We start from the raw sequence: 23,429 nt of genomic DNA, 5'->3' as shown, positions 1-23,429 counted from the left end.
GGTGATGAGCGGTGAAAGTGGAAGCGGTGCCAACCCCACCGCGCAGAATCATAAAACTAATGGGCAGGCCTCTGAAAAGTCACACCCTGAAAACTTGCAGGATGCGTTGCAGCTCCTGTCTTCGCTAAGCTGGCATGACCTGTTGGTTCTCGTAGTTCTCAAAAAATTGCTTGAGAAGAGCTGACGGGGTTTCGTGCCGTGGTCAGAGTTTCAACTGATGAAAGGAAAGCCCATGGAACGGGATGCAACCTATATCCGCGAGGAACTTGAGGCTGTGATTGTTGCCGTTGAAGGTGGCGAGGCAGGCCGTGGTGACGAGGGGACACAGCAACAGGAGGCATCGCGTTTGCGGCTGACCTATCTAAAGGAGTTGCAAAGAGCTCGCGAGGCTTTGCTACGGGCTGAAATGGTTTTTTGCCTTGAGGGGGAGCGGGGTGGAGACGCGCCGACTTCGCAAGGGGCTGAACTAGTCATTGAAGAGGAGCAGTTTGATATGGTTGAGATTTCTCAAGATTCCCAGCGTGGAACACGCGGCGATGGTGGGCGTGACGAAAGCGCACGCATGGAAGCCATTGCGATGATGATGGAGACTAAAGAGTTTCTGGAAATGGAAGAGGAAGATCCATGCGCCTGTGGTGAGGTTTGCCATTGTCGCCGTGAAGCGGCAACCGAGCGTGTTGGCCGCATGAGTGATGACGAAGTGCGGAGCTATGTTGCCAATCTGCGCGGTGGGAACGCCTAAGGCTCATGGCTGACGACAAGCAAAGTGAAGAGGGTGGGGCTGTATCGCCAAGCGGTGCAGCTGCAAAATCTTCGTCTCTGCCAGAGCAGCGCCCGGCGGGCGCTGCTGCTGAGCGAGCCCAGGGGGAACCGGTTCCCTCTGTTAGTCAGGAAGTGCGTAGCCTGATGGCCGAGATAGAGCGGCAGAAACAGGAAATCGCACAAACAACACAGAGTTTTGCCCAGTCTGCGCAAGGGGTGCTAGCTGGTGTTGACGCGGCAGCGCAGCAGGTTATGCAGTCAATGTCGCAGGATGTTGCGCGTTACCAGAAAAACGAGAGTGAAGCTGTGGCGGAGATGAACGCCGGCATGAATCCTGAGAGTACTAACACAGCTGCATCAGATACCACGCCCAACGTGGCAAGTGCCTCTACTGCTACGGAAACTGGGGTGGCGCAGGGGGGGCAGTCTACCTCCGCTGGGAACCAAAACGCCGCGCAAGCGCAACTGGCTGCATTGCCGCTTGGTCAAAAAGAAATGGTTGAGCAACTTGTTGCTGCGGTTAAGAAATTTGTTGATCAACGGATTAACGAAATTGTAGAGGAAAAGCTGGATGAGCGTATTTCTCCAGTTATCAAGAGCCTGCAGACCATGATTAATGAAAAGTTAGCAAATAAAAATAAAGTCTAGCAGAAAATAGTCTGTTTTGTTGGTTCACGGTATTTGTTTTGTAGCGTCTTTATCTTTGTAGCTCGCAATAAGCGAGATTATCTCAGGAGACATTACTATGGCAAATCCCACTATTGTTAGCCCAATGATTACCGATGCAGTGACTCAGGCAAACGTTAAGGTTGTCGCTGAAGCACCGGCAATGGCGATGGGCTCGTTGTTTCAGTCTGCTGCGCACTCCACTGGCATTTTGTTTGAAAACTATGTTTCAGCGTCTCAGCAGCAGAATACCCTGTCGCAAGCTGCGACAAACCAAGGTGTGATGCAGATTTACTCCATGGACACCATGGCTGGCGCTGGTGCCACAGAAAAAGTGGGCCAGACTGGTACTCCTGACCAAATGAGCACCCTGCTCACTCTCATCCAGGCGTTTAACAACGTATAGCCGCCCACCAACTCAACTTGAATGAAAGCAAGTCGCCGGGTGTTAAGCTGAGCTACAAGTGAAGATGGTCTCGCGTACTTGGCCCGGTAGGTTTGTTTGATCTATCGCAGCGCGCGCTGCAAACTTTGGAGAAAACTCAATGGCTGATCCAACCACTGTAAGCCCAATGATCACAGATGCGGTGACCCAAGCAAACGTAAAAGTCGTTGCTGAGGCACCCGCAATGGCAATGGGGTCTTTGTTCCAGTCTATGGCGCATTCGACCGGCATTTTGTTTGAGAACTCTGTTGCGGCAGCACAGCAACAGAACACATTGGCGCAGGCTGCTGCGAACCAAGGTGTTATTCAGATTTACTCTATGGACACTATGGCCGGTGCAGCTGCGACCGAAAAGGTCGGGCAAACTGGGACACCAGACCAAATGGCGACCTTGCTTACGCTTATTCAAGCATTTGGCAACACTGGTCGCTAGATTTTCGGCTGCATGGCAGTCGGAGTGCCCAAGCGAGTGCCCCTCCTCTGTGCAGCGCCCAGAGGAGGGATTTTTACGACCCAAAGCGGTAGGGTGGGAGGCCTTTGGCCTGAGCTTTGAAGGCAAACAGACCGCCGGATTTCGGGAACTGCTCAAGCAACGGATCACCTTCAGGCGGGCGTAGGCTTGCGGTGACCAGCGTGCTCAAGTCATGTCCTGCAAAGCACGGGATGGTCGGGCGCGGCACGGGCATCGGGATGGAATGCAGCATCTCGCCGTCCTTTGAGAAGCAATTCAGATTGCCAGCGGAAACACCTGCGGACCAATAGTTGCCATCTACATCGACAGCGGCGCCGTCCGGGCGGCCAACGGTATTGTCGAGCTGCAAGAAGCGGTGTTGGTTGGACAACTCGCCTGTTTTAGGTTCAAAATCATAGGCATCGACCCAGCCAGGGCCGGTATCTGAATGATACATGGTCTTGCCATCAGGGGACCATGACAGGCCGTTGGAGGTTTTGAGGTCGGTTGCGTGCCGGGTGACTTGGCCATCTGGCGCAATCCGGTAGAGTGATGCAATCGGCTCTCGCGGAGTTTGATCGTCCATGGTCCCCACCCAGAAAGCGCCATCGGGGCCGACCTTGCCATCGTTCAGGCGTGTGCGCGGGTTGTCTTGCTCGATGGGGGCCAGTTGATCATAGAACTTGGTGGTGCGATCAAACAGGATAATTTCGTCGAGCATGGCAACGATCAAGCGCCCATCCTTGCACAGGCCGAAAGAGCCGACTTTCTTGGGAAAGCTCCACGTTTGTAGTGATTCTGTATCCCAATCATAGGCGTGGATGTTTTTGCCAAGGATATCACAGAAAAGCAGAGTGCCGGTGACATCATCCCATGTGAGGCCCTCTGCCAAAGGGTAGCGGCCATCAAGAAGGCAGGTAATAATAGGCTGCACAATCATCTCCAAGTATTACAGCGGCGGGCCCAGAGCACGAAGTATGCGGGTAGGCTAGCGTTGTTATGTGAAAGTTATAGAACGGCAATGCACAGGGGTCGATAGCAAATCACTCTACTGCGACGTTGCTTAGCTTGCAGAAATAGGCAAGGCGTTGTCTTGTTTGACATTACGAATGGAGAACGACGACCGCATGCGCGAGACGCCGGGTAGGCGGGTGAGATGATCGCGGTGGATCCGCTCAAAATCTTCCGGGTCGCGGGCCGCGATGCGTAGCAGATAATCGGAGTTACCCCCCATGAGGTGGCATTCGATGATTTCGGAGGAGCGCGCAACGGCGCGCTCAAAGGCGGCGAGCGTTTCTTCTGATTGAGACGTAAGCGAGATTTCAACAAAAACGCTCATACTTCGTCCCAGCTTTTTGGGGTTCAGAATGGCGGCATAGCGCTCGATGTAACCATGCTCTTCCAAAAGGCGAATGCGGCGCAGGCAGGCGGAGGGTGACAGGCCGACCGTATCTGCCAGATCTGCATTTGAAATTCGTCCCTGCTTTTGCAGATGCGCAAGGATTCGTTTGTCTAATCGATCCAACGACATATCGGAGTACCTTTGATATTATCTGCAAAGATATTTAGACAAATTCGCAGATAATTGCAAAACCCAAGCAAACAAATTGCAAATCGCAATCATCTTTTTGTGTGTCGAGGTTAGAGTATTTCAAATATTTCACCGTTGAGCCGCAGGAGGGATTGATAATGCGCGTGGGTGTTCCAAAAGAGATAAAAGATCACGAGTACCGGGTTGGTTTGACACCGGAAAGTGTGCACGAGCTGACAGCGCATGGGCACGAGGTGTTTGTGCAGAGCGGTGCCGGGCTTGGTATTGGCGCAAGTGATGCAGCTTATGAAGCGGAAGGTGCGCAGGTGCTGGCAAGCGCTGAAGAGGTGTTTGAGCGGGCGGAGATGATCGTCAAAGTGAAGGAGCCGCAAGCAAGTGAGCGCAAGATGCTGCGGCCTGATCACCTGCTGTTCACCTACTTGCATCTGGCACCAGACCCAGAGCAAACAAAAGATCTGGTTGAGAGCGGTGCTGTTTGTATCGCCTATGAGACTGTGCGTGATGGGCAAGGACGCTTGCCGCTGTTAGCGCCGATGTCGCAGGTCGCTGGTCGGCTTTCTATTCAGGCGGGTGCGACTGCCTTGCAAAAAGCAAATGGCGGCAAGGGTGTTCTGCTTGGCGGGGTGCCCGGCGTTGCGCCTGCCAATGTTGTTGTGATTGGTGGTGGCGTTGTTGGTTCGCACGCAATCGAGATGGCGCTAGGCCTTGGTGCGGATGTGCAAGTTTTGGATCGTAACCTCAGTGTGCTTGATCAGCTCTCCGCGCGTTTTGGAGCAAGTTTGAAGACCGTTTACGCTTCGCGTGCGGCTTTGGAGCAGGCCGTGCGTAAGGCTGATCTGGTGGTTGGCGCGGTGCTGGTGGCTGGCGCGGCTGCGCCAAAGCTGGTGAGTGCGGAGTTGGTCAAAGAAATGACCGCAGGCTCTGTGCTGGTCGACGTTGCTATCGATCAAGGCGGCTGTTTTGAAACCTCGCATGCGACGACGCATACGGATCCAACCTATCTGGTGGATGATGTGGTGCACTACTGCGTGGCAAATATGCCGGGTGCTGTGCCGCGCACCTCGACCTACGCACTGAACAATGCAACCCTGCCATACGTGCTGGCACTGGCGGATAAAGGCTACAAGGCGGCTTTGCTGGAAACTCCGGGCTTCTTGCCGGGCCTTAATGTATTCAAGGGGAAGGTATGTGAGAGAGAAGTTGCGGAAAACCTTGGATATGACTATGTGTCGCCGGAAGACGCGCTACAATAAGCATAGCTAAACATGCTTGAAAAGTAGGCCGAGGCTGGACTGCCTCGGCCTTCTTTACATGCCTGGGCTGCTCTAGTGTTTAAGGGCAAGTCACTGCGTAAGGCCGACCATTTTTGTCGTAGGCCGTGCAGTTTTTTGGGGCGGTGGCATTGCCGATGATGCCGCCGGTGACACCGCCGATTGCAGCGCCAGCAAGCGCGCTTCCAGCATCACCGCCAGCGGCAGCGCCGATGGCTGCACCGGTTGCGGCGCCAAGGCCAGCGCCGACCAAGGTTCTATCCTGTTTGGATGTGGTGTTGCACGCGGCTAGGGTCAGCATTGCGGCGGCGGCAATCGCGAGGGCTTTCATCAATCAAACTCCTTAGCACCGGACAGTGTCTATAGTCATCGATATTGACGAAGCGTAAGGAGAAGATCTTAGGGAAAGATGAATGCCGCATTGTGCCGCGGCATTGCAAGAGGATGTTTAAAGCTTAAGGGCATTTAACCGCGAATGGACGGCCATTCTTGTCATAGGCGGTGCAGTTTTTAGGGGCAGTTTGATCAGCCAACACGCCGCCTGCGACGCCGCCAATGGCAGCTCCTGCCAGTACGCCACCCGCCTCTGCGCCGGTGGCTGCGGCGACGGCGGCGCCAGTTGCAGCGCCAACGCCAGCGCCGAGGAGGTTGCGGTTAGACGTGCGGGCGGTGTCACATGCCGCTAGGGCGAAAAGGGCGAGGCAGAGCAAAGCTGTCTTTTTCATTGTTAATATCCTTTTGGTATACGTGCTGGCCGGGGCTGTCTGATGCAAAGCGGCGCAACAGCAGCGCGGAGCCTTGGTAAATCCTACCCATTAATTGCAACGGTATGGTTAACTGCAGCTTAACGCAAGGTCTGTGAGGGCATGCGGACATAAAAAAGGCGCAGCAGGGTGCCGCGCCTTTTAAGCAAAACTCAGGAAAAGTCGGCCTAGCGGCGCTGGTTGTGCAGGTATGCCAAGAGGCCGGTGGTGGAGCTGTCTTTATCCGCAACCGGTTGCTTGCCTTCGACCATTGGCAGGAGTTTGGTTGCCAGCTCTTTACCCAGTTCCACGCCCCATTGATCGTAGGAGTTGATGCCCCAAATGGCACCTTCCACAAACACGCGGTGTTCGTAAAGTGCGATCAAACGCCCAAGGGTGCGTGGGTCCAGCGTCTTATACATCAAGGTTAGGGACGGGCGGTTGCCGGGGAAGACCTTCTGCGGGGCCAGTTTGGCGATGTCTGCCTCTGATTTGCCTTGCTCGCGCAGGATAGCTTCACAGGTGGCTTGATCACGGCCGGTTAGCAATGCCTCACTTTGCGCCAGACAGTTGGCAACGAGGAGATCGTGGTGGTGCTGGAGATCCGGCTCGTGGCTGGTGGTGGCGATCAGGAACTCGCAGGGGATGATGCTGGTGCCCTGATGGATCAGCTGGTAGAAGGCGTGCTGGCCATTTGTGCCGGGCTCGCCCCAGACAATCGGGCCGGTGTCACGCTCAACAGTGCTACCAGCTTTTGTAACCCGTTTGCCGTTTGATTCCATATCCAGCTGTTGCAGGTAGGCGGCGAAGCGAGAGAGGCGCTGATCATAGGGCAGCACGGCGCGGGTGTCATAGCCCAGCACGTTGCGATGCCAAACGCCGATCAAGCCCATGAGTACGGGCAGGTTGTCTTGCAGTTCAGCGTCTTTAAAGTGGTTGTCCATTTCATATGCGCCGCCGAGGAAATCACCATAGGCATCGGGCCCGATGGCGATCATCAGTGGCAGGCCAATTGCAGACCAAATGGAGTAACGGCCCCCCACCCAATCCCAAAAACCGAAGACACGTTCGGCCTCGATGCCGAAGGCAGCAACTTTGTCCAGCGCAGTGGAAACAGCAGCAAAGTGTGCGCCAACGGCTGCTTCGCCGCAGTGCTTGGCGATCCATTGGCGCGCTGTGGCGGCATTGGTCATGGTCTCGATGGTGGTGAATGTCTTGGAGGCAACGATGACAAGCGTGGTTTTCGGGTCCAGTTCCTGCAAGGTATCGTGGATGTGGGCACCGTCGACATTTGAGACAAAGTGCAGGCGCGGGCCATTGTGATAGGGGGCGAGTGCAAGGGTTGCCATTGCCGGGCCAAGATCCGAGCCACCAATGCCGATATTGACCACGTCGGTAAAGGCCTCTCCGGTGGAGCCGGTTAGTTCACCAGCACGGATGGCTTCTGCGAAATCGCCCATGCGGGCCAGTACATCGCGGACTTCCGGCATCACGTCTGTGCCATCCACGATTACCGGTTCGTCAGACTGGTTGCGAAGGGCAGTGTGCAAGACAGCACGGTCTTCTGTGGTGTTGATCTTCTCGCCAGCAAACATGGCGTCGCGCTTGGCGGCGACCTGACTGGCAGAGGCGAGCTCAAGCAGGAGGGAGAGGGTTTCTTCATCCACCAGGTTCTTTGAGAAATCTAGGAGCAGATCGTCCTGCTGGCGTGAGAAGCTGGCAAAACGGCTAGAATCTTGCGCAAATAACTCGGTAAGCGGTGTTTGAGAGAGGGCAGCGGCGTGGGTGGCGAGAGACTGCCAGATAGCGTCAGTGTTGGGCATTACAGTCGTTTCCTAAAACTTAAGGTGTCCTAAGGGGAGGTGCAGCCGCACCCTTTTCAAATATCTATAGCGCGATTGAGCCGGTTGTTAAGCATCTAGAGCGACAACGCGACGATTTGTATTCATTTTTGCGGTGTGAGTTGGGGAAATAATTTATTTAGAAAATTATATACCTAGAGAAAAAGGGGAGGTTCGTTGTGCTCCCCTTTTTGCAAAAGTAAAAGTGTTATGAAAGCGCTGCGGCTGCCTTAGCGCGCTCTTCAATGCCGGCCCAGTCTTCATTTTCGATGGCGCTGGCATCCGCAATCCAAGAGCCGCCGACACACAACACGTTTGGCAGCTTGAGGAAGTCGGTTGCGTTGGCGAGGCTGACGCCACCGGTTGGGCAGAATTTGACAGCGGCCAGCGGAGAGGACAGACCTTTGAGGAAAGGCGCACCGCCTGCAGGCACCGCTGGGAAAAACTTCTGACGCTGGAAGCCAGCCTCTAGCAGCTTCATTGCTTCAGAGGCGGTGGATGCGCCTGGCAGAAGCGGTACGTCCGCGAAGTCTTTTGCCGCTGCGATAAGGGCGTCTGTGGCACCGGGAGAGACGACGAAAGTCGAGCCTGCTTTTACAGAGGCTTCATACTGCTGGTGATTAAGCACGGTGCCCGCGCCAACCAGTGCGCCTTCGACTTCATCGGCCACGGCCTTGATGCAGTCCAGAGCGTTGGGAGTGCGCAGTGTGATTTCGATGGAGGGCAGGCCGCCTTTAACCAGCGCGCGGGCCATTGGCACAGCTTTTTTCGGGTCATTGACGATAAGGACCGGAATCACGGGGGCGGCGGTCATCACTTTTTCGACGCGCTCGATGCTCTGAACCATGGGGCTCTCCTGCAACTGGCTTGGGCCAGTTTGGTTGGTTGCTTTGCGAATGGCGCCGGATGTTCGGGGGTGGGCGCCGGGGTGAGGTTTCGGCCTTGAAGATTGCCAGATGTAAGTAGCATCTGCAAGGCGGAGAGTTACCTAGCGCTGTTGCTAGAGTGTGTCTTCATGCCACGTGCGGCCCTCGCGCTCGATAAGCGCGATGGCGGCGGATGGGCCCCATGTGCCTGCGGTGTAGCCTTTGGGCGGGGTGCGATCCTTAGCCCATTGCTCAAGGATCGGGTCGATCCACGCCCAAGCAGCTTCAACCTCGTCGCGGCGCATGAACAGGGTCTGGTTGCCGCGCAGCATATCGCCGAGCAGGCGCTCGTAGGCGTCGGCATGGCGCACCTGAAAGGCTTCGGCGAAGGTCATGTCGAGGGGCACCTCGCGCAGGCGCATACCGCCCGGGCCGGGGTCTTTAATCATTACCTGCATTTTCACGCCTTCATCCGGCTGCAGGCGGATAACCAGTTTGTTGGCAGCGATGCGACCAGCGCTTTCTTTAAAGATCGAGTGTGGCAGCTCGCGGAACTGGATGACGATCTCGGAAATGCGTTCGGCGAGACGCTTCCCGGTGCGCAGGTAAAATGGTACGCCCGCCCAACGCCAGTTGGCAATCTCTGCTTTGGCGGCCACAAAGGTTTCGGTTTGCGAGGCTTGCAGCTGGACATCTTCAAGATAACCGGAGACAGCGCCGCCATCGGAGGATGCGCCGGCGCGATATTGCCCGCGTACGGTGTTGCGCATGACAGAGGGCGGGTCCATCGGCTTAAGCGCTTTGAGCACCTTTAGCTTTTCATCGCGCACGCTGTCGGCAGCCATGGATTCCGGTGGCTCCATTGCCACGAGGCAAAGCAGCTGCAGAAGATGGTTCTGGACCATATCGCGAAGGGCGCCTGCGGTGTCGTAGTAGCCAGCGCGGCTTTCAACGCCCAACGTTTCGGCGGCAGTTATCTGAATGTGGTCTATGTAGGAGGAGTTCCAAAGCGGTTCGAACAAAACATTTGCAAAGCGAAGCGCCATTAGGTTCTGCACCGTCTCCTTGCCCAAATAGTGATCGATGCGGAAGATTTGCTCTTCTTTGAATACCGAGCCGATGGTTTCGTTCACATGAGCTGCCGTGCTGCCGGATTTGCCGATCGGCTTTTCGATGGTGACACGGGACTTTGGCGTAATCAGATTGTGGGTCCCAAGCGCCTGACAAATCGGGCCAAAGAAATCTGGCGAGACCGAAAGGTAAAAGGCGCGGCAGACATCTTCGCGGCCCTTCAGGATTTGCTCTAGGCTTTGCCAGCCGGTGTCTTCAGAGACATTTACAGAGATGTAATGCAGGCGCTGGAGAAAACGGGAGAGCACTTTGTGGCAAGCATCGGTGACATGGGCGAGGATCTTCTCCTGAGCCCATGCGCGGTAGTCAGCGTCACTCAAAGGGCGACGCGAGACCGCGATAATGCGTGCGTGTTCGGGAATCAGCCCGCCCAGTTCGCGGTGATAAAGCGCTGGCAGCAGTTTGCGATGCGCCAAGTCGCCGGTCCCACCAAAGACAACCAGATCAAAACACTCGGTCGGTTCTGGACGTGCGGACATGCATATTCCTCTTAAGCTAGTGGAGCCTCATGCCCGGGGGGAACATGAGTTGGCAGTGCGCGCCAGCTTTCATCCCACAATGAAGCGCGATGGTTAAGCTTTCATGGCGGTGCAAAGAAGCCCCTGTGCTTTTTTAAATGAAGCTGACACCTTATTGTTGGGGTTTGAGCAAAATGCAAGTGTTGCGTCAGAGTTTTTCCAGTTTCGAGCCTTATTCTTGTGCCCATGCCTGAAACATATGGGCGGTGTGTAGAAAAATTCATAATCGGGAAAAATATTCAGGGCCATTCTAAGGGATTTTTCGGATCCTTGTTGCTTGCGCTCCTGTGGGCTTCTGGGTTCTAATGGAAACTCTATTTTTTATTTATCTTTGGTGCCGCTAATGGCTGCCGGTGTTATGGCGGAGGAGGTGAGCATGTCTGAATTAGCGCGGCGGATCCGACAGGGGCAGGGGCAGGAGCCTGCTGATCTGGTTTTAAAGAGTGTGGAGCTGTTTAATGTGGTGGATGGCTCGCTTGAGCTCAGCGACATTGCCATTTGCGGTGAAACAATTGTTGGTTGTTACGGCACGTATGAAGGCAACCGCGAGGTAGATTGCACCGGCCTTTACGCGGTGCCGGGTTTTATCGACAGCCATTTGCATGTGGAATCATCATTGGTGACGCCGCTGGAGTTCGACCGCTGTGTGTTGCCGCATGGGGTGACAACGGCGATCTGTGATCCGCACGAGATTGCCAATGTGGTTGGCGCGCCGGGCATTGCCTATTTCCTAGAGGCTGCGCGTGCAACCCTGATGGATTTGCGGGTTAATCTATCCTCATGTGTTCCGGCTACCGCGTTTGAAACGGCAGGGGCGCGGCTGGATATGGCGCAGTTGGCGCCGTTCATGGACGATGAAAAAGTGATTGGGCTGGCGGAAATGATGAATTTCCCTGGGGTGCTGGCCTGTGATCCGGTTGTGATGGCCAAGCTGGAGGCATTTGCCGAGGGGCATATTGACGGGCATGCGCCGTTGTTGCGGGGATTGGCGCTGAATGGATACTTGAGCGCGGGCATAACCACTGATCACGAGGCTACGACCTATGAAGAGGGGCTGGAAAAGCTGCGAAAGGGCATGCGGCTGTTCATTCGCGAGGGGTCGGTCTCAAAGGATCTTGAGGCGCTGGCCGGATTGGTAACACCGGAGTTTTCCAGCTTTGTTTCGCTTTGCACTGATGACCGTAATCCGCTTGATATTGCCGAGGAAGGGCATTTAGACAGTATGATCCGGCGCCTGTTGGCCAAAGGGCTGCGTCCGGTGGATGTGTACCGGGCGGCGAGCTGGTCGGCAGCGCAGGCGTTTGGGTTGAAAGATCGCGGGTTGCTCGCGCCGGGATACCGAGCCGACATTGCGCTGCTTGCTGACTTGCACACCTGCGATGTGGGGCGGGTTGTTTGCGGTGGTTTACTTGTTGAGGATGGTCATTTTGCCAGCAGACCTCAGGTCGCCTTTGGGCATTTGCTGGACAGTTGCCACGCGAAGGACGTGGTTCCGGATGATTTCACAGTGCATGCGCGCGGTGAGCAGTCGGTAATCGGAGTTGAGGCGGGGCTTATTATCACACATCACGAACGTTATGAGCTGCATAGCGAAAACGGGGTGGCCACGGTCGATGTCGCGCGCGATTTGCTCAAGGTGGCTGTGGTGGAACGCCATGGCAAGAATGGCAATGTGGCTTGCGGTTTTGTGCGAGGATTTGGGTTGGAACGAGGGGCGATTGCCTCATCCGTTGGCCATGACAGCCATAATATCTGCGTTGTCGGGGCGGATGAGGTGGCCATGGCGCGGGCGGTGAACCGACTGAACAGCTTGGGTGGTGGATTTGTTGTGGCTGACGGGCCGAACGTGTTGGCGGAACTGGCTCTGCCGATAGCTGGATTGATGAGTGATCAACCATTTGAGGTGGTGAAAATGCGGCTAGAGGCTCTGCGCGCGGCAGCAATTGGGCTGGGCTGCACATTGCCCGAGCCGTTCCTGCAAGTGGCGTTTTTGCCCTTGCCGGTTATTCCACATTTGAAGATTACGGATAAGGGCTTATTTGATGTGGATAGGTTTGCCATGGTTCCTCAAGGCTAGCGGTGCGTTTGCAGCGTGGTTACTGCCGCAGGGGCTAGGGCTTAGTTTATCGTTTAACTATAGAAAAAAGTCGGCAACCACTGGGCACATGTTTGGACTATGGGTGTAATTTGGTGAGGTTGACGTTATCGTCAAGTTCGCAGACTATTTTCACAAAGGGGCGCGGAAATGCCCCATACTCGCCGTAAAGCGCCTTTTCTTTTGGGAGAAGATAGGGCCAACACGCCGCGGCATCAGGGAGGAACAATGCAGCAGTCTATAGAGCCAAAAGCAGTCGAGCAGTGGGTGGCGGATTTCACGCCAAAGCCTCTCTACGATTATCTGGAAGTGACCGCGCGTGCGTATAGCAGCAATCTTGCCACCGATTTTATGGGCAAGAAGATGACCTATGGCGAGCTGGGCGCGAAGGTAGAAAAAGCTGCGCTGGGCCTTGCCAATCTTGGCGTGAAAAAGGGTGACCGGGTGGGGATCTGCTTACCCAATACGCCGTTTTATCCAGTGTTTTACTTCGCGATCCTGCGCCTTGGCGCTGTGGTGGTGAACTTTAACCCGCTTTATGTGGAACGTGAGATTGCGTTCCAAGCACGTGATGCGGGCGTTCGTTTGATGATAACCTTGGACTTGAAACTTATTTACGACAAGGTCGAGGCGGTGCGCCGGGAAGGGGCAATCGATAAAGTGATTGTCTGCCCGTTTACGAGTATCCTGCCGCAGCCCAAGCGATTGCTATTCGGTTTGTTCAAGGGCAAGGAGCTGGCCAAGGTCAAGGCGGACCACACCCATGTGTTGATGGATGATTTGCTGGCAAGCACTGGCGTGCTGCCACAAGTGAGCATTGATCCGCAAGAAGATATTGCGGTGCTGCAGTATACTGGTGGCACGACCGGCGTTCCTAAAGGTGCGATGCTGACCCATGCCAACATCTCGGCAAATATGCAGCAGATGCACGAGCTGTTCTACGATACAACCATGGGTGAAGAGCGCATGCTGTGTGTGTTGCCGTTCTTCCATGTGTTTGCCATGACTGTTGTGCAGAACCTTTCGGTTATGCTGGCTGCGGAAATGGTGTTGATGCCACGGTTTGAAATCAAGATGCTGCTGGATGCGGTGAAGCGCACCAAGCCGACCTTGTTTGCCGGTGTACCTACGCTTTACACAGCCATTAACAATGCGCCGGAGACAAAGAGCTTTGATCTGTCTTCGATACGCCTTTGTATTTCTGGCGGCGCGCCGCTGCCGGTGGAGGTGAAGCAAACCTTTGAGAAGCTGACCGGGTGTACATTGGTTGAAGGGTACGGGCTTACCGAAACGTCGCCTATTGCCTGTGCGAACCCGTTAGATGGCAGCGGGAAAGATGGTTCCATCGGTGTGCCTTTGCCGGGAACGAAAGTGGTATTCCGCGATCTGGATGACCCGAGCAAGGATGTTGCAGACGGAGAGAAGGGCGAGCTTTGCGTTGTCGCGCCGCAGGTGATGAAAGGGTATTGGCAACGCCCCGAGGAAACTGAAAAAACTCTGGAAGATGGCAAGATCCTGCATACCGGTGATGTTGGCTACCGGGATAAAGACGGGTTTATCTATCTGGTGGACCGGATCAAGGATCTGATCATTTCCTCGGGCTACAACGTCTATCCACGGGTGATTGAAGAAGCGCTTTATCAGCACGATGGAGTGCAGGAAGCGATTGTCATTGCGATTGAGGATGCTTATCGCGGACAAGCGCCTAAAGCGTTTGTGAAGCTGCGCGAGGGGCATGAGGTGAGCGAAGAGGAACTGAAAACGTTTCTTGCAGGGCATATTTCCAAAATCGAGATGCCGAAATCCATCGAGTTTCGCGATGAACTACCCAAAACAATGGTGGGCAAGCTTTCCAAGAAAGAGCTGGTTGAAGAAGAACGGGAGAAGGCGCTTGCGAAAGCCAATGCATGATAAGGCTTGCAGCTTTTGCTGAATAGGTGGCAAGGTAACACTCATGTTTGATAAGCAATGTTCCTTGCCAGCTTTTGGCGACCCTTTTTACAGCAAGGCCAGCGAGAATGAACTGGCCTTGCTAACCGCAAATTTATTGAAGAGAAATCCTGTTACGTTCGGACTGCTACGCGTGCTGCGCGAATTGCAGGTGCCGGACAGTTGGCTGGTGTCCGGGGCGATCTACCAGAATATCTGGAATGCACTGAGTGGGCTGCCACATGGGCACGGGCTGAAAGACTACGATCTTATCTATTTCGATGATACGGATTGCAGCTGGGAAGCGGAAGATGTGATCATCCGCCAGATCGAGGCTGCAACAGTTGACTTAAAAGTGCCAGTTGAGACGCGGAATCAGGCGCGGGTGCATCTGTGGTATCCGGATCGTTTTGGTTCGACATATCCTAAGCTGGGCTGCGCGGTGGAATCGCTCAACTATTACGCAAGTAGAACGCACAGTGTGGCGGCGCGCCTTTGCCAAAACGAAGAGATCGAAATTGTCGCGCCCTATGGGCTTGCCAATATCTACGCCATGCGTTTGGTGCCAAATCTGCTTCTAGATAACAGTGGCACCTATGCCGAAAAAGGCGAGCGCATGCGCAAGCGCTGGCCGCTGCTTACCGTGGAGCCTTGGCCAGTGGCGCAAGTGCAGGAGGTTGGCGTACCGCTCCCTTAAGTGCCAGCAGGCCCATTGGCTTTTGCTTGCGCTGCGATTTTCCGGCCAAGAACGGCCTCTCGGTGGATGGTGTACAGCGAAGCGGCGACAATCAGTGCGGCACCAAGGTAGGTGCTTTGGGCTGGCCAGACGCCGAAGACGATCACTGATATAACGGCTGCATAGACAAGACGTGTGTAATCCAGCGGCGCGATGGCGGTGGCTTCTGCATTCTTCATGGCTTGGATGTTGCACATTTGCGCCGACCAGCTAAGGGCTCCAAGAGCGATGAGCAGTCCGGCGTTGTAAAGGGATATCGGCTGCCAATTGTAGATGGCGAAGGGCAGCATGACGAGGCCGACGGAGCCTGCTTGAAACACCAAAATAGTGATGGGAAGATCAACCTGTGTCACTCTGCGCAGGATGATGCCGACAAGGGCTGCCATTGCCGCCGCTGTCAGCGCCATCAACCCATAAATGCTCAAGCCCGCGTCGGTGGTTGCGCCGACAATGAGCATAACCCCGAGAAAGCCGAGGATGGTGGCGCTCCAGCGGTGGAGACCGACTTTCTCATGCAGCAACACAATGGCAAAGACTGTCAGGAAGAAGGTGCGGGCAAAGCCAATGACGGTGCTATCTGCCAAGGGCAGGTGGATGACTGCTTCAAAGCCCAGATACATGGTGCAAGAGGCAAGCGCGGTGCGCGCCAGATGCAGCAGGGGAGCTTTGGTTGTGAGCGAGGCGGGGAACAGCTTGATAACGACAGGCAGGGAGACAAGCAGCATAAAGCCCTGGCGCACAGCCAGAATTTGGGTGACGTGCAAGCTCTCGCCGAGCAGTTTAATCACCATCCCCATGCAGGAAAACAGAAATGTGGCCACAAGCGCCCACATGATGCCCAGAGTATTGCCGGAAAGGTGCTGCCAGAACAAAAGGCGGCGGAGGCGGCTGGTGTTTTTGTCTGGTCTGCAGGGCTTGGGCGAGGCAGAGCTATCTGACACGGGAGGCTCCTTTCCAAGAGCGAATTCGGCGACGTGCTGGCAGTTTGCACGGGTGTTGGCGGCGCTATGAGGTTTGGCGGGGTCGGTTCGCCGCTAGCGAGGGAAGGCTACGGCTGGTTATAACAGCGCGGATTGATAGGTCAATCTGGCTTGGATCGTTTGGCAGGCGTGCGCTGCTATGTCCAAACAAGGGTCCTCTTAGTGAAACGTGACTGGATGGTCTTTATAGCGGTACCAAATTAATTCACGACGAGACGCTTTTTGAATAAATTGAAAGGCGTTTCTGCGGGCTTGCAGCGGTTTACAATCATTTGGGGTTAGGTATAGTCCGTAGGCCTTAAATATCAGCGGCGCGCTGGGGCCTGAGTTCTATTGTTTGTTGGGAGGCAAGCGGCGTGAATAAAATTGCGACACCAAAATTCGGCGTTGGAGCCTCGGTTTTACGGCAGGAAGATGACCGATTTTTGCGCGGCAGCGGCACCTATACAACTGATGTGCAAGCTGAGGGCGCCAAAGTGGCGTATATGCTGCGCTCGCCGGTGGCGCATGCGCGCTTTACGCTTGAAGGGTTGGATGATGCGCGGGCAAGCGAGGGGGTGCATCTGGTATGGACGGCTGCAGATATTGCGGCCACCAACAGCATGCCTTGCAAGGCGGTGTTGAAACAGATTGACGGCAGCAAACATGCGGTGCCGCCTCGCGAGGTGCTCTGTTCGGATACGTTGCGCCATGTTGGTGATGCCTATGCTTTTGTGGTGGCTGATACTCTGGAGCAGGCGAAAAACGCTGCCGAGATGATCGAGCTGGATTATGATGACATGCCGGTGGCGCTGGGCACGCGCGCGGTGCTGCAAGATGATGCGCCGTTGGTCTGGCCAGAGTATGGCAGCAATGTCGCGTTTGAGCTGGGGCAGGGCGATGCGGAAGGCACAGCCGCGGCTATGGCAGGCGCGGCCAAGACCGTCTCGCTAGAACTGGTCAACAACCGCGTGATTTCAAACTACATGGAAACGCGAGCTTGTATCGGCGCTTATGATGCCGAGAGTGATCGGTTCACGCTCACGGCTGGAACGCAGGGCGGGCACGGGCTGCGTGATATTATTGCCGAGGATATTCTTGGTATTGAAGCTGAGAAACTGCGCGTGATCACCCCTGATGTGGGTGGCGGGTTTGGAACGAAAATGTTCTGTTACCGCGAATATCCGCTGGTTTTGCTTGCTGCCAAGGCGTTGGGCGCGCCGGTGCGCTGGAGCGGCGAGCGGATGGACCACTTTGTGACAGATGCGCATGGGCGCGACAATGTTAGCAAAATCACAGCTGGCTTTGACGAGGCAAACCGTATTGTGGCGCTTGATGTGGAGGTGACCGCCAATATGGGCGCATACCTGCATCAGTACGGGCCATTTATTCCGCATGTTGGCACATCGATGACCAGCGGGCTCTATGATATTCCAAGATTGTTTGCCAAGGTAATCGGCGTTTATAGCCACACTGTTCCCGTGGATGCCTATCGCGGGGCGGGGCGGCCAGAGGCTGCCTATCTGATTGAGCGGTTTATGGAACATGCCGCGCATGAGTTGCAGGTGGATCCCGCCGAACTGCGCCGGGCGAACTTTATCAAGACTGAAGCGCTGCCTTATACCACTGCCACTGGCCGCATGTATGACACTGGTGATTTTGCCGGGCATATGGATAAGGCATTGGCAGAGGTGGACTATGCGGGCTTCGCTGCGCGGGCAGAGGAAAGCAGGCGCGCGGGCAGGTATCGTGGTATCGGTATTAGTTCTTATGTGGAGGCCTGCGCCTTTCCCGGCAGTGAGGAAGCTAAGGTCGAGCTGGGGAATGATGGCCGCGTTACCCTTTACATTGGCACACAATCCAACGGGCAGGGGCATGCGACTGCGTATGGGCAAGTGGTTGCCGAGCTGCTGGGCTTGAGCGTTGATGATGTGGTGCTGGTGCAAGGTGATACGGATCGGGTGCGCAAGGGCGGTGGTACAGGCGGTTCACGCAGTATTCCGCTTGGTGTCACATCTGTGCGCGGGGCGAGCTGCATTCTGGCGCAGAAGATTAAAGAAGTGGCCTCGGAAAAGCTGGAGGCAGATGCTGCGGATCTGGAGCTTGTTGAGGGCAATGTGCAGGTTGTGGGGACGCATTTGCAGCTCTCACTGGCCGATGTCGCGGCGGCGGCACCGGATGTTCTCAGCGGACTTGACGAGGTGCAACAGGATGAATGCACCTATCCAAACGGCACGCATATTTGTGAGCTGGAGGTTGACCCGCAAACTGGTGTTACGGAAATCGTGAACTTTGTTATTGTTGATGATTTCGGCGTGAGCGTGAACCCTTTGCTTCTAGAGGGGCAGGTGCATGGCGGTGCGGGGCAAGCAGTGGCGCAAGCGCTTTATGAGCAGACAGTTTACGATGAGGATGGGCAACTTCTGACAGCCTCCTTGCTGGATTATCATTTGCCACGGGCCGATAACATGCCTGCCTTTAATTTTCAGACGCGCAATGTACCAAGTACGACGAATGCAATGGGCATTAAAGGCGCTGGTGAGGCTGGCACCATCGGGGCCTGCGCTGCGGTGATGAATGCCTTGACGATGGCGCTACGCGATAATGGCGGTGTGCGCCATATTGATATGCCAGCGACACCGCACCGCGTTTGGCAAGCATTGCAGGCAGCTGGAGGTGGGCAGTAATTGTCAAGAGCTCAAGGGAAGCTTGCGAATTGGTGCAGAGGTAATTCCGTATCGGCGCTTGCTGTCCTTGCGTGATAGGCGCATAGTAAAACCACAGGTGTAGATACCCAAGGGCGTTGCTCTTGACCGGTCTTACCTTAGACATACCCTGCCTATTTCCAGATTTGGACCTTGCTCAAGATGCGTACCAAGAAGAAAGGCGTGCCGCAAAGCGCGGACACGCAGCAAGAGAGTGTGGCAGGAGATGCTTCCAAGCCGAAAGTGCACGAGCACCGGCAGGAGGCCAACCCGCTGCTGGGGATCGGCTGTAAGATAGCCGCTACCTTGATGTTTTTTGTTATGGCTGCCTGCATTAAGCTGGTTGGCGAGGAGGTGCCTACCGGCCAAGTGGTATTCTCGCGTAACCTGTTTGCCATGCTGCCGATTTTTGCCATGCTACTGACGGGCGGCAATATCGTCGATATGGCGCGCACGCAGCGACCTCTTGGCCACTTGCTGCGCGCTGCGATTGGTGTGAGCGCGATGATTTGTGTCTTTACCGCCTATGAATTGATGTCGCTGCCAGATGTGACCGCGATTGGTTTTGCCTCACCGTTAATTGTGGTGGCGTTGGCGGCGCTGTTGCTGGGAGAAAAGGTGCGTGCTTATCGCTGGAGTGCGGTGGTGCTCGGCTTTACCGGTGTGCTGATCACCATGTGGCCGCATCTGGGACAGAGTGCCGGTTCTTCACTTGGAGTATTAGCAGCTGTTGGTGCAGCATTTTTAAGTGCCTGTGCGATGATAACCGTTCGTCAGCTCTGCGTGACCGAGCGGGCAACGACAGTGGTACTGTGGTTTACGGTGTTTTCTGCGCTGTTGACTTTGCTCACGTTGCCACTGGGGCTAGTAATCCCAGAAATGGCGTGGGTTGTGCCGGATTGGAGAGATGCGCTTATTCTGTTGGTGCTTGGTATTTCTGGCGGGGTTGGCCAGATCCTGCTTACGCAAAGCTACCGTTATGCAGATGCCTCGACGATTGCGCCCTTTGATTATGTGAATATGCTTTGGGCGTTGCTTTTCGGCTTCTTGCTGTTTGACGAGGTGCCGAGCGGCGAGGTGTTGATTGGCACCGCGATTGTTATTGGTGCCGGTATATTTGTGATCTTCCGCGAGAAGCGACTTGGCTATGACCGCGGGCGCCAAGGGCGGGCCTCTACTCCCTTTAAAGTGTAAATATGCTGTAGTTCAAACGAAAAGGCCGGATGCCAAGAGAGTATCCGGCCTTATTTTGTGTCCCCTTATGAGCGATTAAAACGCCTTGAAGGTGATAATGGTGTTGGTGTCCTGAATGCCATCGATGCAATGGATTTGTTTTGCGACGAAATGGCCGATGTCTTGATCTTTCTCCACGTAGACTTTGACCAGTAGATCATGGTCTCCCGAAGTTGAGTAGATTTCAGAGGCGACTTCGGCGTTGGCCAGTGCGTTTGCCACATCATAGGTACGTCCAAGCTGGCATTTGATCATAATAAAAAATGGTGTCATGGCCTTCTCCTGATGCCGTGCTGGCTGCATGTTGGCGCAAAATTTGCGGCAAATGATGAATCAAATTTCTGTCTGTTGTTGTCTTGCCGTGTTTGTATAGGTTTGACAAGCCTTGCATCTGGTGTGCAGGTTTGCTAGCTGTAACGGCTACCAATGGGGGTGCCTGCCAATCGCGCAGGCTGAGAGGCGTGGGGCCAACTCCTGGAACCTGATCCGGTTGATACCGGCGGAGGGAATTGGATCAATGCATGACGCTAGTTCCTTGCCGGTTATGTGCAGGGAGGGCCCATTGAGCGGGCAGAATTCAATAGATTTCCAGAAAATTACGCAAAACGTGCGTGCGGCGCGACCTTTTGTGCATGCTCTTACCAATCCGGTTGCGCAGAGCTTGAGCGCCAATGTGGTGCTGGCGGCTGGTGGCACGCCGTCAATGACTTGCAACCTTGCAGAGATCTCGGCATTTGTGAACAGCGCCGATGCGTTGCTTGTCAACTTGGGCATGCTGGAAGATAGCCGGGTTGCTGTTATCAATAAGGCGGTGCCTTTGGCAGGTGCTGCCGGTTTGCCATGGCTGCTCGACCCGGTGAAAGTGGACCGCTCGCCTGAGCGGCTGGACTATGCGCGGGCGCTGCTGGCGCAGGACCCGGCCTTGGTGCGCTGCAATGCAAGTGAATTTGAAGCGCTTAAGGGTGAGTTGGAGAGTTATTATCGAGGCGGGCGCGGGATCTTGGTTGTGTCAGGCGCTGAAGATCATGTTTACTTTGAGGACCGCGTTCTACGTGTTGGCGGCGGCAGTGAACTTATGGACCGCGTGACGGCAATGGGTTGTGCTCTCACCGCCTATCTGGCCGTCTATCTTGGTGGATGTGGCGCCGATGTGTCTCTGGTCGATGCAGCTGTGACAGGTGTGGCTCGCTATAGCCTAGCGGGGAGCCATGCAGCGGCGCATTCGCAAGGGCCTGGAAGTTTTGCCCCGGCGTTTCTTGATGCACTTTATGCAGAGACTGACTTTTCCAAGATTTCGATTTCCGGGTGATGTACCCGCGATGGTTTTACTGCGCTGGAAAGGGCCGCACGAGTTTCGCGGACAGACCAGCAGAGTTGAAGAGGAATAGCTTATGGCTGCAATAGCAGTAACGATCGCCGGATCCGATAGTGGCGGCGGTGCGGGTATTCAGGCTGATTTGAAGGCGTTTAGTGCTCGCGGGGTTTACGGGGCCAGCGTGATCACAGCGCTGACGGCACAAAATACCCTTGGTGTTCAAGGTATTTACGGGGTGAGCGGTGCGTTTGTGCTTTCGCAGATGCGTAGCGTATTTGGCGATTTGACCGTCGGTGCTGTGAAAACCGGTATGCTCGCTAATACGGAGGTTATCGGTGCGGTGAGTGACGGCTTGTCCAGTTGTCCAACTGTCCCATTGGTGGTTGATCCGGTGATGGTAGCGACGTCGGGGGATGTGCTGCTAGAGAAATCTGCGGTGAGCGCAATGAAAGAGCTGATGTTCCCCAAAGCAACCCTGATTACACCTAATCTGCAAGAGGCGGCGTTTTTGCTCGGGAAAGGGCTGGCCGGCAGCCGGGCCGAGATGCAAGCGCAAGCAGCGGGGCTGCTAAAACTTGGGGCGAAAGCGGTTTTGCTTAAAGGTGGGCACTTTGAGGAAGAAGAAAGCGCCGACTTGCTGATGTGTACGCAGCGGGAGGCGTGGTTCTCCTCACCGCGCGTGACAACACGCAATACACACGGAACGGGTTGCACCTTGTCGGCAGCGATTGCCGCTGAAATCGCCAAGGGTGCAGACTTGGGCGAGGCTGTTGGCAACGCAAAGACCTACATTTTCAACGCGATTTCGCAGGCTGATGATCTTCAGGTTGGTAGTGGGAGTGGCCCTGTCAACCACTTCTACGAGTTGTGGCCACATGTGACCAACTAGGTTGTTGTTTTTGAAAACTGGACGGAATTTAGGAATGAGCGAGAAAAAAGCAGAGAAGCAAGCCGTGATTAGTCGGCGACAGGCGTTGCGCGGAATTGGTGGCGCTGCGCTGGCATCCAGTGCCGGTGTTGGGCTTGCCTCTCCTGCGCTGGCCAATGACGCACGGGGTGAAAGCATCACTTGGAAGATGGTGACAAGTTGGCCGAAGGATTTGCCGGGGCCGGGGGTAAGCGCGCGGCGTATCGCCGAAGCGATCACGACAATGAGTGGGGGCCGTTTAACAGTACAGTTGTTTGCTGCGGGAGAGATTGTGCCAGCGTTTGAGGTGCTGGATGCGGTTAGTAGCGGCACCGCGCAGATGGGACACTCTGCCTCGCTCTATTGGCAAGGGAAGATGCCAGCGGCGGCCTTCTTTTGCACCGTACCGTTTGGCCTGTTGCCGCACGAGCATGTGGCATGGATCGAACAAGGTGGCGGACAACAGCTGTGGGAGGAACTTTATGCTCCGTTTGGTGTTCAGCCCTATATGGCGGGCAATACCGGCCCAACCATGGGCGGTTGGTTTCGCAAGGAGATTGCCTCTCCTGCTGATCTCAAGGGCGTGAAAATCCGTGCTGTTGGTATGGGTGGTGAGGTGCTGCGCCGCTTGGGCGCGCAAGCCATTTCCCTGCCATCATCCGAACTTTATGCCGGTTTCCAATCCGGTGTTGTTGATGCGGTCGAGTTCTTGGGGCCGTGGACGGATAGTGCTTTGGGCTTTCAGCGGATCGGCTCCCACTACTATGGCCCGGGTGTAAACAAGCCTAATGGCACAGGCGAGGCGTTGATTAACAAAAAAGCGTTGTCGGCTTTGCCGGAAGATCTTCGGGCAGTTGTTGCGGCGGCGTGCCGGATGGAGGCTGATAGGGCCCTTGCAGAAGCAAACCAATTCAACGCGACCGCGCTTGCCAAATTGCAGGAGACTGATGGCTTACATATTGCGCCATTCCCTGTCTCGGTACAGGAGGCTTATGCTGTGGCTGCGGCGGAGGTGATGGCAGAGTATGCAAAGAGTGATGCCATGAGCGCGAAGGTGTTTGCCTCCTACGAGAAGGCGCGGACGCTTTCCAGCGGCTGGAGTGATATGTCCCTTGCGCAAAACCTCGGGGCGCGGGCATTGATGCCCTAAAGACTGCACCTACTAGATACAGCGTTATCAAGGCAGTGCTGCGGCGCTGCCTTTTTATTTGCGATAAGCTGTAAGCGCGCAAAATTACCCACCTGCATATCAAGACTTGCCGAAATGTTTAGTCACCTGAACACTTAGCAGATGTGAGGTGGAT

General features: G+C 55.3%; 23 protein-coding genes and 1 riboswitch. Of the genes, 14 read left to right on the top strand and 9 right to left on the bottom strand.

Going from position 1 to position 23,429, the window contains the following annotated elements; translation table 11 throughout:
* The first annotated feature begins 4 nt into the window (after positions 1-4).
* The 5 genes from AYK82_RS09805 (at position 5) to AYK82_RS09785 (ending at position 2,306) form a co-directional block, all read left to right on the top strand.
* On the top strand, positions 5-184 hold the full coding sequence (locus AYK82_RS09805; RefSeq protein ID WP_068314720.1) for a hypothetical protein: 180 nt from the start codon (positions 5-7) through the stop codon (positions 182-184).
* A 48-nt stretch (positions 185-232) separates the two neighbouring features.
* On the top strand, positions 233-742 hold the full coding sequence (locus tag AYK82_RS09800; protein ID WP_068314717.1) for a hypothetical protein: 510 nt from the start codon (positions 233-235) through the stop codon (positions 740-742).
* 5 nt (positions 743-747) lie between these two features.
* The gene (locus tag AYK82_RS09795; protein ID WP_068314713.1) at positions 748-1,410 is read left to right on the top strand and encodes a hypothetical protein; all 663 of its coding nucleotides are present in this window, start codon (positions 748-750) and stop codon (positions 1,408-1,410) included.
* 97 nt (positions 1,411-1,507) lie between these two features.
* Complete coding sequence (locus tag AYK82_RS09790) at positions 1,508-1,834, top strand: RebB family R body protein (protein WP_068314706.1); 327 nt, start codon at positions 1,508-1,510, stop codon at positions 1,832-1,834.
* 139 nt (positions 1,835-1,973) lie between these two features.
* Positions 1,974-2,306 carry a RebB family R body protein gene (locus AYK82_RS09785; RefSeq protein ID WP_068314697.1) on the top strand — a complete coding sequence of 111 codons (333 nt, stop codon included), beginning with the start codon at positions 1,974-1,976 and terminating at the stop codon, positions 2,304-2,306.
* Positions 2,307-2,379: 73 nt separating this feature from the next.
* Here the strand turns inward: AYK82_RS09785 and AYK82_RS09780 are convergent, their stop codons facing one another.
* Both AYK82_RS09780 and AYK82_RS09775 read right to left on the bottom strand, forming a co-directional pair.
* Positions 2,380-3,258 (bottom strand): SMP-30/gluconolactonase/LRE family protein, encoded by an 879-nt coding sequence (locus AYK82_RS09780; RefSeq protein WP_244265746.1) that lies wholly within the window; start codon positions 3,256-3,258, stop codon positions 2,380-2,382.
* Between the two features lie 129 nt (positions 3,259-3,387).
* Positions 3,388-3,855, bottom strand: a complete 468-nt coding sequence (locus tag AYK82_RS09775) for an Lrp/AsnC family transcriptional regulator (protein WP_068314693.1) — start codon at positions 3,853-3,855, stop codon at positions 3,388-3,390.
* A gap of 158 nt (positions 3,856-4,013) precedes the next feature.
* Here AYK82_RS09775 and ald point away from each other — a divergent pair, with 158 nt between their 5' ends.
* Positions 4,014-5,129 (top strand): alanine dehydrogenase, encoded by a 1,116-nt coding sequence (ald, locus tag AYK82_RS09770; RefSeq protein ID WP_068314689.1) that lies wholly within the window; start codon positions 4,014-4,016, stop codon positions 5,127-5,129.
* Positions 5,130-5,208: 79 nt separating this feature from the next.
* Here the strand turns inward: ald and AYK82_RS09765 are convergent, their stop codons facing one another.
* The 5 genes from AYK82_RS09765 to zwf form a co-directional block, all read right to left on the bottom strand.
* Positions 5,209-5,478, bottom strand: a complete 270-nt coding sequence (locus AYK82_RS09765) for a glycine zipper domain-containing protein (protein ID WP_068314687.1) — start codon at positions 5,476-5,478, stop codon at positions 5,209-5,211.
* A gap of 124 nt (positions 5,479-5,602) precedes the next feature.
* Entirely contained in the window at positions 5,603-5,872 is a 270-nt protein-coding gene (locus tag AYK82_RS09760) for a bacteriocin (protein ID WP_068314685.1), read from the bottom strand.
* A 206-nt stretch (positions 5,873-6,078) separates the two neighbouring features.
* Positions 6,079-7,713, bottom strand: a complete 1,635-nt coding sequence (gene pgi / locus AYK82_RS09755) for a glucose-6-phosphate isomerase (protein WP_068314682.1) — start codon at positions 7,711-7,713, stop codon at positions 6,079-6,081.
* Between the two features lie 226 nt (positions 7,714-7,939).
* On the bottom strand, positions 7,940-8,578 hold the full coding sequence (gene eda / locus AYK82_RS09750; protein ID WP_068314677.1) for a bifunctional 4-hydroxy-2-oxoglutarate aldolase/2-dehydro-3-deoxy-phosphogluconate aldolase: 639 nt from the start codon (positions 8,576-8,578) through the stop codon (positions 7,940-7,942).
* A 153-nt stretch (positions 8,579-8,731) separates the two neighbouring features.
* A complete protein-coding gene (zwf, locus tag AYK82_RS09745; protein ID WP_068314674.1) occupies positions 8,732-10,207 on the bottom strand; it encodes a glucose-6-phosphate dehydrogenase in 1,476 nt (491 codons plus the stop codon).
* A gap of 415 nt (positions 10,208-10,622) precedes the next feature.
* Between zwf and ade the strand changes: the two genes are divergently transcribed.
* The 3 genes from ade to AYK82_RS09730 all read left to right on the top strand — a co-directional run bounded on the left by ade (position 10,623) and on the right by AYK82_RS09730 (position 14,967).
* Positions 10,623-12,323, top strand: coding sequence for an adenine deaminase (gene ade, locus AYK82_RS09740; protein ID WP_082733882.1), 1,701 nt, complete (start codon positions 10,623-10,625; stop codon positions 12,321-12,323).
* Between the two features lie 246 nt (positions 12,324-12,569).
* Positions 12,570-14,252, top strand: a complete 1,683-nt coding sequence (locus AYK82_RS09735; protein WP_068314670.1) for a long-chain-fatty-acid--CoA ligase — start codon at positions 12,570-12,572, stop codon at positions 14,250-14,252.
* A gap of 43 nt (positions 14,253-14,295) precedes the next feature.
* A complete protein-coding gene (locus AYK82_RS09730; protein WP_068314668.1) occupies positions 14,296-14,967 on the top strand; it encodes a nucleotidyltransferase family protein in 672 nt (223 codons plus the stop codon).
* Here the strand turns inward: AYK82_RS09730 and AYK82_RS09725 are convergent.
* A complete protein-coding gene (locus AYK82_RS09725; RefSeq protein WP_068314666.1) occupies positions 14,964-15,947 on the bottom strand; it encodes a DMT family transporter in 984 nt (327 codons plus the stop codon). The two genes, AYK82_RS09730 and AYK82_RS09725, sit on opposite strands and share 4 nt — an antisense overlap.
* A 395-nt stretch (positions 15,948-16,342) precedes the next feature.
* Between AYK82_RS09725 and AYK82_RS09720 the strand changes: the two genes are divergently transcribed.
* Both AYK82_RS09720 and AYK82_RS09715 read left to right on the top strand, forming a co-directional pair.
* Positions 16,343-18,652: a xanthine dehydrogenase family protein molybdopterin-binding subunit gene (locus AYK82_RS09720; RefSeq protein ID WP_068314664.1), complete on the top strand. Its 2,310-nt coding sequence runs from the start codon at positions 16,343-16,345 to the stop codon at positions 18,650-18,652.
* 180 nt (positions 18,653-18,832) lie between these two features.
* The gene (locus tag AYK82_RS09715) at positions 18,833-19,864 is read left to right on the top strand and encodes a DMT family transporter (RefSeq protein ID WP_082733847.1); all 1,032 of its coding nucleotides are present in this window, start codon (positions 18,833-18,835) and stop codon (positions 19,862-19,864) included.
* Between the two features lie 75 nt (positions 19,865-19,939).
* Here the strand turns inward: AYK82_RS09715 and AYK82_RS09710 are convergent, their stop codons facing one another.
* Positions 19,940-20,176 (bottom strand): Lrp/AsnC ligand binding domain-containing protein, encoded by a 237-nt coding sequence (locus AYK82_RS09710; protein ID WP_068314662.1) that lies wholly within the window; start codon positions 20,174-20,176, stop codon positions 19,940-19,942.
* Positions 20,177-20,321: 145 nt separating this feature from the next.
* A riboswitch (TPP riboswitch) is annotated at positions 20,322-20,428 on the top strand.
* Between the two features lie 37 nt (positions 20,429-20,465).
* Here AYK82_RS09710 and AYK82_RS09705 point away from each other — a divergent pair.
* From AYK82_RS09705 to AYK82_RS09695, 3 genes are all read left to right on the top strand, one after another.
* Positions 20,466-21,212 carry a hydroxyethylthiazole kinase gene (locus tag AYK82_RS09705; RefSeq protein WP_068314660.1) on the top strand — a complete coding sequence of 249 codons (747 nt, stop codon included), beginning with the start codon at positions 20,466-20,468 and terminating at the stop codon, positions 21,210-21,212.
* Between the two features lie 82 nt (positions 21,213-21,294).
* Positions 21,295-22,107: a bifunctional hydroxymethylpyrimidine kinase/phosphomethylpyrimidine kinase gene (gene thiD, locus AYK82_RS09700; RefSeq protein ID WP_068314657.1), complete on the top strand. Its 813-nt coding sequence runs from the start codon at positions 21,295-21,297 to the stop codon at positions 22,105-22,107.
* 34 nt (positions 22,108-22,141) lie between these two features.
* Positions 22,142-23,275, top strand: a complete 1,134-nt coding sequence (locus AYK82_RS09695; RefSeq protein ID WP_068314654.1) for a TRAP transporter substrate-binding protein — start codon at positions 22,142-22,144, stop codon at positions 23,273-23,275.
* Positions 23,276-23,429 lie beyond the last annotated feature (154 nt).

Source organism: Polycladidibacter hongkongensis (genome assembly GCF_001561995.1).
In the GTDB taxonomy this organism is placed as follows: domain Bacteria; phylum Pseudomonadota; class Alphaproteobacteria; order Rhizobiales; family Stappiaceae; genus Pseudovibrio; species Pseudovibrio hongkongensis.
Note: the sequence above shows the minus strand (reverse complement) of the source record. Positions and strands in the feature narration are given on the sequence as shown.

Bases quoted from the DNA above. Each gene is read 5' to 3' on its own strand.
- AYK82_RS09730 (WP_068314668.1), top strand. From the start codon at position 14,296: ATGTTTGATAAGCAATGTTCCTTGCCAGCTTTTGGCGACCCTTTTTAC.
- AYK82_RS09715 (WP_082733847.1), top strand. From the start codon at position 18,833: ATGCGTACCAAGAAGAAAGGCGTGCCGCAAAGCGCGGACACGCAGCAA.
- AYK82_RS09805 (WP_068314720.1), top strand. From the start codon at position 5: ATGAGCGGTGAAAGTGGAAGCGGTGCCAACCCCACCGCGCAGAATCAT.
- AYK82_RS09695 (WP_068314654.1), top strand. From the start codon at position 22,142: ATGAGCGAGAAAAAAGCAGAGAAGCAAGCCGTGATTAGTCGGCGACAG.
- eda (WP_068314677.1), bottom strand. From the start codon at position 8,578: ATGGTTCAGAGCATCGAGCGCGTCGAAAAAGTGATGACCGCCGCCCCC.
- AYK82_RS09760 (WP_068314685.1), bottom strand. From the start codon at position 5,872: ATGAAAAAGACAGCTTTGCTCTGCCTCGCCCTTTTCGCCCTAGCGGCA.
- thiD (WP_068314657.1), top strand. From the start codon at position 21,295: ATGGCTGCAATAGCAGTAACGATCGCCGGATCCGATAGTGGCGGCGGT.
- AYK82_RS09710 (WP_068314662.1), bottom strand. From the start codon at position 20,176: ATGACACCATTTTTTATTATGATCAAATGCCAGCTTGGACGTACCTAT.
- AYK82_RS09765 (WP_068314687.1), bottom strand. From the start codon at position 5,478: ATGAAAGCCCTCGCGATTGCCGCCGCCGCAATGCTGACCCTAGCCGCG.
- zwf (WP_068314674.1), bottom strand. From the start codon at position 10,207: ATGTCCGCACGTCCAGAACCGACCGAGTGTTTTGATCTGGTTGTCTTT.
- ald (WP_068314689.1), top strand. From the start codon at position 4,014: ATGCGCGTGGGTGTTCCAAAAGAGATAAAAGATCACGAGTACCGGGTT.
- AYK82_RS09735 (WP_068314670.1), top strand. From the start codon at position 12,570: ATGCAGCAGTCTATAGAGCCAAAAGCAGTCGAGCAGTGGGTGGCGGAT.
- pgi (WP_068314682.1), bottom strand. From the start codon at position 7,713: ATGCCCAACACTGACGCTATCTGGCAGTCTCTCGCCACCCACGCCGCT.
- AYK82_RS09785 (WP_068314697.1), top strand. From the start codon at position 1,974: ATGGCTGATCCAACCACTGTAAGCCCAATGATCACAGATGCGGTGACC.
- AYK82_RS09790 (WP_068314706.1), top strand. From the start codon at position 1,508: ATGGCAAATCCCACTATTGTTAGCCCAATGATTACCGATGCAGTGACT.
- AYK82_RS09795 (WP_068314713.1), top strand. From the start codon at position 748: ATGGCTGACGACAAGCAAAGTGAAGAGGGTGGGGCTGTATCGCCAAGC.
- AYK82_RS09775 (WP_068314693.1), bottom strand. From the start codon at position 3,855: ATGTCGTTGGATCGATTAGACAAACGAATCCTTGCGCATCTGCAAAAG.
- AYK82_RS09800 (WP_068314717.1), top strand. From the start codon at position 233: ATGGAACGGGATGCAACCTATATCCGCGAGGAACTTGAGGCTGTGATT.
- ade (WP_082733882.1), top strand. From the start codon at position 10,623: ATGTCTGAATTAGCGCGGCGGATCCGACAGGGGCAGGGGCAGGAGCCT.